Below are 703 nucleotides of genomic sequence, written 5' to 3' on the forward strand. Positions count from 1 at the left end.
ATGCGTTGGTTTTAGTGGTTAAGGTGGTTGCGGAAGCTTCGGTATTGCGTCGCTCACCCCTTAACAGGGCGTTAGAATAAATTGGAAGCTTCAGAGATGATATCTAAATATAAGTCGTTCGAACCAGAAATAATTCCTTCAAGTGCTCTCGCTAAGTTAGGTTTATCAACCGTTTTAGATGTGCCAATTCAACCGGAGTCGTTCTCTCAATTGAATTATTGCTATAACAATGTTCAAAAGCATTTAGAAAACAATGCTGGCACGATGGTGTTTGGCTGGATAACTTCAGTCTGGGGTAATCTTGTTCTAAGACTAACTGCACACGTAGTTGTTCAGAAGCCCGACGGAAAATTAGTCTGTGTATCGCCATCGGCGTTAAATGCAAAAAAAGTAAAATTCATACCAGACCCTGAAATCTCCGTTCTGATCAAAAATGGTCGTATGCCGATAAAGCATATGGCAATAAAAGAACATGAGCTTGTTCAACAAGTTTTAGACATTGAGGCAGAATTTGAGGCTTTGCATCTTTCAGGTGCTGGAGCAATAACGGCGCAAGTAGCTAACGAGTTCGACTTTAGACGTGCTCTAGCGTATTCAAAGCTTGAAAAACTAGCGCAAGAAGTAACTTCAAAAAATGATCAGTGCTTTTGCGGTTCAACTAAACAGCGGAAAAAGTGCTGTAAATAAATTTATTCTAACAAAC

At 40.0% G+C, this 703-nt stretch carries 1 protein-coding gene; it reads left to right on the forward strand.

The window, feature by feature from the left end; all coding sequences use genetic code 11:
* The first annotated feature begins 81 nt into the window (after positions 1-81).
* On the forward strand, positions 82-687 hold the full coding sequence (locus VHA02S_RS24990; RefSeq protein ID WP_127891280.1) for a hypothetical protein: 606 nt from the start codon (positions 82-84) through the stop codon (positions 685-687).
* The last annotated feature ends 16 nt before the right edge of the window (positions 688-703 follow it).

It is taken from the genome of Vibrio harveyi NBRC 15634 = ATCC 14126 = KCTC 12724 (genome assembly GCF_001591145.1).
Taxonomy (GTDB): domain Bacteria; phylum Pseudomonadota; class Gammaproteobacteria; order Enterobacterales; family Vibrionaceae; genus Vibrio; species Vibrio harveyi.